The sequence below is a fragment of the Vibrio sp. CUB2 genome (assembly GCF_001557945.1).
Taxonomy (GTDB): domain Bacteria; phylum Pseudomonadota; class Gammaproteobacteria; order Enterobacterales; family Vibrionaceae; genus Vibrio; species Vibrio owensii.
Window position 1 is genome coordinate 47,129 of the sequence record NZ_LNRB01000025.1, and the last position, 8,253, is coordinate 55,381.

Consider the following 8,253-nt stretch of genomic DNA (forward strand, 5'->3'; position numbering starts at 1 on the left):
ACGACCAGTCACCTAAACGAAAAAAAGAGCACCGAGGTGCTCTTTTTTGTTATTCGTTTTACGCGTTCACCGCTTTGGTTGGGCGAGTCGGCGTACAGCCATCATTACGGTAAGGGATAATGTAGGTGTTCCCTTCTTCCGGATGAATAATTTGGTAGTACTGCGGCAAGTTAAAGTTAATAAACTTCGACGATACACGATTATCATCTTTCACCGAGGTGTAGAAGCTGTTCACTGACGCAATCATTTCATCTTTCGAACCACTGAATTGATGATAAACCTCAACTTGGTTTGACTCATCCAATACGTAGATATTGAAACCATCGTCAGTGTCTTCAAAGAAGAACTGCACCAAACCTTCACTGGCGAAGCCATCCACTACTTCTGGTAGTTGATACTCTTGCTCACGATCCAGCATCAACAACGGCGAGCCTTTCAGCTTGTTGGTTGAAATGCTGCGGTAGAAATCGACCGAGTTTTCCAGTTTCTGAACCGATACACCACGACGCTCAAAGAACAAACCGTAAGTTTGGTTAGCAAGACGCATGGCTTTAAAGCGACGGCGTTTCTCTTGCTCAACCGGCTTCAAACGTAAGTCGATACACTCTGCCAATAGCTGATACACCATATTGCGCATCACGCCACGCATGTTCTTCGCGTAGCAGAATACATCCACCGACTCTGGCGGAATCGCATCTTGGTGCATTTTGCCAAGAATGGTCTTCAATGCATCCAACATCGCGGTTTCACCTTTGAAGTGCAGGGTTCGCACTTCGTGCCATGAGTTGCGATAAACCAAATCGACACTGCCGACCAAGTTAATTTGCTCAGGGCCAAAGCTGAAGATATCGGTGTTTTTCACATCCACTTTGAGTGAGCGACCAGACAACTCTGCCGTCGGGTCATTTTCAAAGTTGATGAACATCGCCATCTGACTAATTTCACACGGGCTACCCAACGCTTGCATGGTCGGGCGACGCTTGCGTAACGAGAAGGTGTTACGTAGGTCACTCACCATTTGGTAGAACTTATCGATGTCTAACTGCGCCTCACGTACCACTGCGTGCAAACGTGTTGACTCGGTAATCAAACCGTTGAAGAACGCCCAAGAAACTAACTTACTCAAGTACTCATGGTGCTCGAGACAAGGTTGACCAAGAATGCGGTGCGCAATCAGTGGTTGCTTGTACAAGTACCAACCTGATTTGTTCACCCCACCCTCTTTTACTTCAATGAAGCTCAAATCGGGTTCGTGCAAATCTGGCGAAATCTGAGGGTTAAGCAAGGTAACTTTACCCGGCAGCACTTCGAATGCTGCGTACAGCTTACGAGCAAGAATACTGATGTCTTGCGGGCTGATCGCTGAAGTAATGTCGTTACGACGCGCAAACTGAATCAAGTTACGGTAGCTTTGCATCAAAGCATCCAACAGTGCATGGTGCACCACTTTCACTTGTTCTACTTTCCAGTTACGGCGATCGTCGAGCTCCGCCAATACCGCTTCATCCCAATCCCATTTCGCAATCATGTCGCTCAAGGCTTCACGACGCCAAGCTACAGAACCTACATCAGGTTCACGAGACAGCTTTTCATGGGTTTTAAGGTAGAAACAGCGGCGAACTAAATCCAAACGTGTGTCGTCTTGGATTCGCTCTAGGTAACGCGTTACTTTCTCTAGCATCAAGTAGTACGCATCCATGCCGTACAAGTCAGGCTCGTGAGCAAAGAAGCGACGTTTGGTGTCGATACTAAGAAGTTGTGTGTGCGGGTATTCCCACGAGTAAGCTTCAAGCAAGATCGCTTTCAACACGGACTTGTAAGGGGAATCGATACTCTTGTACAGCTGCCACAAGTTCGAACCGAAGTACTCTTCAGCAGGAATGCGGTTAAGCTGACCAAAGTTGATCCACTCATCACAGTTGATGTAGCCATCTTTACAAAGTTGTGCAACGTACTCGTCGTAACACTCTTCCATTTCTGGTGGCACGATTTGCCACAACAAACGCTGTCCTGCCAGACGAACCGCCGAACGGTAGAATTCATCCAGCAGTAATAGATGCTGAGAAGAACCACAGTTATCGCCGGTCATCTCTTCAGAACGGTTGCTACGAAAACGCTCTTCATCCATTAAGAAGAAGTTCGCTTCTACACCTTGGCTTTGTGCCCAATCGGTGATCAGCAAGCATTTGTTGGTCAGCAGTTCACGTTGGTCGTTATCCATCTCCGGTGAGATACACACCCAAATATCCAAATCACTTGAAGTACTTTGACCAATAGAAGAGGTACTGCCCATGGTATACAAACCTAAGATCGCAGGTTGCTCTGCTGCCTTAAGCGGTTGACCGATTGTCAGTTGGGTATCATCAAGGAATTGCTGTTGGAGATCGTTCAGCTCTAGACCAAACACACCATAAGGGACGTCTGCATCGTAGTAGCCGGGAATAACAGGATGGTTGTAGTTCAACAAGGCAGGAATCAAGTGGAAGACTTGCTGGCTTTGCGAATCCATAAGCGCCAGCGCACGGTCGATCCGTTGCTGGTTCAGGTTATCTAATCGCTGAATAAGTTTTTGGGTGTAAGCCTGCAAGGGAAGTTCCTTGGTTGAACAATCACGAAAATCTGCTGATGTTTTAAACCAAAATGGTGTAAAAACGTGATCAATTTAACACTTTCATCAGAGTTGGTAAAGATTTCCACCCGCAAATAGTTGTGGTCTGAAAACCCCACACTAGTCGCAAAAATCGATAGCGCAGTAGTGTCGCTTGTATTCACCTATAACTAATAATAGTCCTTAGCCTAAATGAGAATCCAGTCACACTATTTTCATAACGTCATGTAATTCGATTCATGACACCAAGAGAAGCCTAACTAACATTAAGACTTTCACGCGTTGAGTGGTAGGATTAGGCAAAACTAAAACAGCATTGAGAAGACCATGACACAATCTACGCCAATTCGCATTGCAACTCGAAAAAGCCCTCTTGCCCTATGGCAAGCTCACTATGTAAAAGACGCACTTCAAGCCGCTCATCCAGGTCTGGAAGTTGAGCTGGTTACTATGGTGACCAAAGGCGACATCATTTTGGATACACCGCTAGCTAAAGTCGGTGGTAAAGGCTTGTTTGTGAAAGAGCTAGAAGTGGCAATGCTCGAAGGTCGTGCAGACCTTGCGGTGCACTCAATGAAAGATGTACCAGTAGACTTCCCTGAGGGTCTTGGCTTAGTGACGATTTGTGAACGTGAAGACCCACGTGATGCGTTCGTTTCTAACACTTACAACAACATTGATGAACTGCCACAAGGCGCAGTTGTAGGTACTTGTAGCCTGCGTCGTCAGTGTCAGTTAAAAGAATACCGCCCAGACTTAGTTATCAAAGAGTTGCGTGGCAACGTAGGTACTCGTCTAGGTAAGCTAGATGCAGGTGAATACGATGCAATCATTCTTGCAGCGGCAGGTCTGAAACGCCTTGAGCTAGAAGAGCGCATCCGTAGCTTTATCGAGCCAGAGCAATCACTACCAGCAGTAGGTCAAGGTGCGGTGGGTATTGAGTGCCGTGTGGATGACGAGCGTCTACTTAAACTGCTTGAGCCACTAAACCACCAAGACACAGCAGATCGCGTACGCTGTGAGCGCGCGATGAACCTCACCCTTGAAGGCGGTTGTCAGGTGCCAATCGGCAGTTACTCACTGCTTGATGGTGACAACATTTGGCTACGCGCACTGGTTGGTGAACCAGACGGCAGCCTAATTGTGCGTGGTGAAATTCGCGGTCACCGCAACGATGCCGAAGCACTCGGAGTTCAACTGGCTAACGAGCTACTTGAAAACGGTGCGCGCGACATCCTAACCAAACTGTACGCAGACCACGAATAATCATGGCAGTGTTGGTCACTCGTCCGGGAGAGCAAGGCATGGCGCTTTGCTCTCTGCTCGAAAGGCACGGCAAAACTGCAATTCATCATCCTCTGATCGACATCGTCGCCGATCTCAGCGACACACAACTCTCCAAATACATTGAAACCGCTCAAATCATCATTGCTGTTAGCCAACATGCGGTGCAATGCGCAGAGCAAATCTTGCAGAACCACGCTAAATCATGGTCTAAGCAGGCTGTATACCTTGCCGTTGGTCAAAAAACAGCACACTATTTGAGCAAATGTACCCAACAGAAAGTACACTATCCACAAGTCAGTGATAGTGAACACTTGTTGCAGCTTCCCGAGCTAAACAATGTAGAAAAACAAACAGTTCTGATCCTTCGTGGCAACGGTGGTAGAGAGCTGATAAAAGATGCATTGGTGAGACGTGGAGCAAAAGTTCACTATAGTGAGACTTATAAGAGAGAATTTATCCCATTCGATCCAGTAAGCTGTGTCTCACTATGGAAAACCCAACAAATCGACCAGATTATCGTCACCAGTGGTGAACAACTGGATTATTTGTGCAGCCAATTGACGTCAGAGCAATTGACTTGGCTTAATCAACAAGAGTTGTATATCCCCAGTCAGCGAATCGCTGACATCGCAATTCAACGGGGCTTCACTCAGGTCAGGTGCACAGGAAGCGCATCCAACCAAGAATTACTGGCTGCTCTCCAGCCCTAGCTACACAGGATATAGGCATGACAAGTAAAAATAACGACCAAAAGAATAACGATAAAAACCTTTCCGAAGAAACTACATCGGCACCGCTAGCTGAAAAAGACACGCCTAAGAAGGAATCTGAGCCAAGCAAGGCAGAATCAAAGCCTGCAGAGCCAACCAAACCAGCAGAGCCAAACAAAGTTGAATTTGAAGAGAAGCAAGGCAAACGCGGCGTCAAGCTGGGTACTGTCGCTATCGTCTTATCACTGATTTTTGGTGGTGGTCTCACTTACAAAATGCTTGAGCAGCAATCTGAATACCAAACTCAGATCGCTCAACTGCAAAGCCAACTGGAACAAGCTCAATCAGCAATGAAGCAAGAGCTTAGCCAAGTAAAAGAAGAAACCATTGAAAAAGCGACCACTGTCACTCACAAAGCTGAAGTGGTACTGGGTCAGCAACAAAAGAGCATCGAAAGCCTGCAACTGGCAGTCGCTGATGTGAAAGGTCGTCGTCCAAACGACTGGTTACTGGCAGAAGCTGACTACCTAGTAAAACTGGCAGGTCGTAAATTGTTCCTAGAGCACGACGTAGAAAGTGCTACTCAATTGATGGAAAGCGCGGACCAACGTATCGCAGCGCTGAACGACCCAAGCTTGGTCGGTCTGCGTAAAGCCATGGCAAATGACATTACTAAGCTGCGTGTTGTTCCTTTGGTAGACCGTGATGGCTTGGTGTTGCGCCTCACTGCCCTACAGCAGCAAGTCGACAAACTGCCACTTGCGAATGCTTTGCTACCAGAAGCGGCAGCGGTAGAGAAGCAACAAGTGTCTGAAGACATTGCAAACTGGCAAGATAACCTGATGACGTCATTAAAAGACTTCTCAGAAAACTTCATCACCTTCCGCACTCGTGACGGCAACGTAATCCCTCTATTGTCACCACAACAACACTTCTACTTGAAAGAAAACATCAAAGCGAAGTTAGAGACGGCAATCAAAGCGGTTTACCAAGAGCAAGGTGAAATCTACACCACCTCTTTAGAGACAGCAGACAAATGGGCAATGGCATTCTTCAACCAAGACGATAACTCGGTGAAAGAATTCAACAAAACACTGAGCCAACTGAGCAAGCAAGACATTCAAGTTGAATACCCTGCGAAGCTAGAAAGCCAAAACCAACTCTCCGACGTGATTCGTGAGCGCCTACGTCGTGAAGTGACCACAATGACAGGTACGGAGGATAAGTAATGGTTCGTCTTATTTTCCTATTTGTTGTTCTTGGTGCTGGCTTATTCGTTGGCACTCAATTCTCAGGTCAGCAAGGTTATGTCCTGATCTCAATTGCCAACAAAACCATTGAGATGAGTGTAACCACTCTAGTGATCTTCGTGATTGCTGCCTTGGCGGCGCTGTTCTTCCTAGAATACGTGGTCAAGAAAGTGGTTTACGCAAGCTCAAGCACATGGAATTACTTTAGTGTGCGCAAAATGCGTCGCTCTCGTCGCTACACCAACGAAGGTATCATCAAGCTACTTGAAGGTGACTGGAAAGGCGCAGAGAAGAAAGTAACACGCTGGGCAAACCACCACGATATGCCTCTTCTGTGTTACTTAGTGGCTTCAGAAGCTGCGCAAGGTCAAGGTGACAAAGCCAAGCGTGACCAGTACCTAGAACTGGCAAGCCAGCAAGAAAACGCGCACCTAGCGGTAGAGTTGACTCGCGCGAAACAGTTCATTCGTGATAACGAATTCGAATCTGCATTCGATACACTGCAAGCATTGAAAGGTCAGTACGCGAATAACTCGATTGTTCTTAACCTGCTGAAAACCACTTACATGCAGCTTAAGCTGTGGCAACCGCTGATCGATCTGATGCCTCAGTTAAGCAAAGCGAAACTGGTAACTGAAGAAGAGCAAGCGGAACTGATTCAGAAAGCACAATGCGGCTTGCTACACGAAGTTGCTCAGCAGCAAGGCAGCGAAGGTCTTATCTCACACTGGAATGGTTTGCCACGTAAGGTAAAACAAGACGCTCATTTGATCGGTTGTTTTGCTCACGAGCTCATCTCACGTAAAGCAGATAACGAAGCATTCACAGTAATCAAAGAAGCGCTGAAGAAAAGCCCAACACCAGAGCTCTACCAATTACTGCCAGAGCTAAACTTACCGGATAGCCACCCAGTCATCGTATTCTTGGAAGGTGTCTTGAAGCGTGAACCAGAAAACGCAGCGGCGCAAAGTGCATTAGCGCACTTCTTCTTCCGCCAAGAAAAATGGCAAGAAGCGCAAGAGCACTTTGAGGTTGCGCTAAAACTTCGCTCAGACGTTTCTGACTATGCTTACCTAGCAGACACACTAGAGAAGCAAAACCTAACAAAAGCGGCTCACGAGGTCTCTCGTAAAGCGCTAACGCTAGTTCAAAACAACTAAGCGGTTCCGAAAGTAGAAAGCCGACAGATTACTGTCGGCTTTTTTATTGCCTGCAATTCTTCATGCCCTATCATCGTACGACTGACTCCCCCAAGAGCAGAGTTCTCTCTACTGACTGCACCTGATTAGAAATAATCATCAAAGCTTATGTCGTTCATTCCAAGCTGCTCTTCTTCGTGTCACTAAGAACCACGTGAAGCAACCGCGATCACTTTCTGCAAGACATAGCGACTGGTTTTAAATGGTTAGGAGGGAAAACCTCCTTCAGAACACAGTAAAGCGTAGTGATGGCCAAAGAAGTAACTAGGAGTAATGTTATGCACTTATTCGATGTGAGAACCCCATATAGCGCTTGGGTAACGTTTGTTGTAAAAGCTAAAGCAAAGTCATATTCATCATCAGAGGAGGCTCAGAAGCGCTAATACACATTGAATGCTGCTGCGAGTAGAAACGCTCTTTTGCTGATGCAATAGAGATAGGAATGGCAAGGAGAAAGCTCAATCACTTTCTCTGGAGGACAGTTTCTATAACCCTACGAGGCGAAGATGGCAGAAAGCCTCAAGGTACGCGTAGCACAAGACTTCTCAATAGACGAAGAGTAAAGGCGCTTAGTTTGGAGCGTGTTCGGTTGGGAGGTTGATTCAGACGCCTCAAAGCTACTTTCCAAGAATCAGAAACGACAAAAGCCCGTTGTTTTCTCAACAGGCTTTCTTTGTAGTGACTGAGTTCGAGGACGACTAATCCTAAGTCGCGACTGACTTGAGATTTGATGCAAATCCCGTCTAATTCTCAAACGTCAGAAATGAAAAAAGCCTCGCTATTTCTAGCGAGGCTTCTTAATAGTGGCGGAGAGATAGGGATTTGAACCCTAGATACGCTATTAACGTATGCCGGTTTTCAAGACCGGTGCTTTCAACCACTCAGCCATCTCTCCACAAATTTTTACTAAAATTTAGTCTTACTTAAATAATGCTAAATCTCAGTTTTGCCTTTAGATTTTTTAAAATCTAAAAACAGTAAGCAAGCCTGGCGATGTCCTACTCTCACATGGGGAAGCCCCACACTACCATCGGCGCTAATTCGTTTCACTTCTGAGTTCGGAATGGAAATCAGGTGGGTCCAAATCGCTATGGTCGCCAAGCAAATTCTTTAATCTGGAAAACTGATGTTAAGTTCTATTTATACACATTCAATGTTCTTACATCGAGTCCATCAAAACCCCTTGGGTGTTGTATGGT

At 46.4% G+C, this 8,253-nt stretch carries 5 protein-coding genes, 1 tRNA gene and 1 rRNA gene; 4 read left to right on the forward strand and 3 right to left on the reverse strand.

From position 1 onward, the window contains the following. Positions 1–58: 58 nt before the first annotated feature. Positions 59–2,587: a class I adenylate cyclase gene (locus ATB78_RS25690; protein ID WP_061010969.1), complete on the reverse strand. Its 2,529-nt coding sequence runs from the start codon at positions 2,585–2,587 to the stop codon at positions 59–61. A gap of 348 nt (positions 2,588–2,935) precedes the next feature. Here ATB78_RS25690 and hemC point away from each other — a divergent pair, with 348 nt between their 5' ends. The 4 genes from hemC to ATB78_RS25710 are packed head-to-tail and all read left to right on the forward strand — an operon-like array spanning position 2,936 to position 7,015. Then, positions 2,936–3,874 carry a hydroxymethylbilane synthase gene (gene hemC, locus ATB78_RS25695; RefSeq protein ID WP_005438556.1) on the forward strand — a complete coding sequence of 313 codons (939 nt, stop codon included), beginning with the start codon at positions 2,936–2,938 and terminating at the stop codon, positions 3,872–3,874. A gap of 2 nt (positions 3,875–3,876) precedes the next feature. Beyond that, positions 3,877–4,605, forward strand: coding sequence for a uroporphyrinogen-III synthase (locus ATB78_RS25700; RefSeq protein WP_038890547.1), 729 nt, complete (start codon positions 3,877–3,879; stop codon positions 4,603–4,605). A gap of 17 nt (positions 4,606–4,622) precedes the next feature. Beyond that, on the forward strand, positions 4,623–5,834 hold the full coding sequence (locus ATB78_RS25705; RefSeq protein WP_005452033.1) for a uroporphyrinogen-III C-methyltransferase: 1,212 nt from the start codon (positions 4,623–4,625) through the stop codon (positions 5,832–5,834). Beyond that, positions 5,834–7,015: a heme biosynthesis HemY N-terminal domain-containing protein gene (locus ATB78_RS25710; RefSeq protein WP_009695955.1), complete on the forward strand. Its 1,182-nt coding sequence runs from the start codon at positions 5,834–5,836 to the stop codon at positions 7,013–7,015. The genes ATB78_RS25705 and ATB78_RS25710 overlap by 1 nt, the downstream gene beginning before the upstream one ends. An 843-nt stretch (positions 7,016–7,858) precedes the next feature. Here ATB78_RS25710 and ATB78_RS25715 read toward each other — a convergent pair. Both ATB78_RS25715 and rrf read right to left on the reverse strand, forming a co-directional pair. After that, a tRNA-Ser gene (locus ATB78_RS25715) sits at positions 7,859–7,949 on the reverse strand. 90 nt (positions 7,950–8,039) lie between these two features. Then, positions 8,040–8,156: ribosomal RNA gene (gene rrf / locus ATB78_RS25720) — 5S ribosomal RNA — on the reverse strand. Positions 8,157–8,253: the final 97 nt, after the last annotated feature.